Origin of the sequence: Marinomonas sp. SBI8L (assembly GCF_001624705.1) — a bacterium.
Taxonomy (GTDB): domain Bacteria; phylum Pseudomonadota; class Gammaproteobacteria; order Pseudomonadales; family Marinomonadaceae; genus Marinomonas.
Genome location: NZ_JSEO01000061.1, coordinates 1 through 308 on the forward strand (window position 1 = coordinate 1; position 308 = coordinate 308).

1 protein-coding gene is annotated in these 308 nt (G+C 47.4%); it reads right to left on the bottom strand.

Annotated elements, in window-relative coordinates; all coding sequences use genetic code 11:
* Positions 1 to 35: 35 nt before the first annotated feature.
* The gene (locus OA91_RS23920; protein ID WP_197477874.1) at positions 36 to 230 is read right to left on the bottom strand and encodes a hypothetical protein; all 195 of its coding nucleotides are present in this window, start codon (positions 228 to 230) and stop codon (positions 36 to 38) included.
* Between the last annotated feature and the right edge of the window lie 78 nt (positions 231 to 308).

Here is a 308-nt window from a genome sequence, read left to right on the forward strand (position 1 = left end):
ACTGAGGCCAAGCTTCGAACCATTTTTTAAAATGCTTAGGAGTTCTCATTAGCGCTCCACTTTCGCCAACTCTGATCTTCACCTACCGGCGCCTGACCTTGCTCAACAAGAAAGCTGTCCACCGCTAAAGCAATATCAGGCACACTATCAACCAAGGTACCATCTGAATCAAAGCACACTAACTGAGGCCAAGCTTCGAACCATTTTTTAAAATGCTTAGGAGTTCTCATTAGCGCTCCACTTTCGCCAACTCTGATCTTCACCTACCGGCGCCTGACCTTGCTCAACAAGAAAGCTGTCCACCGCTA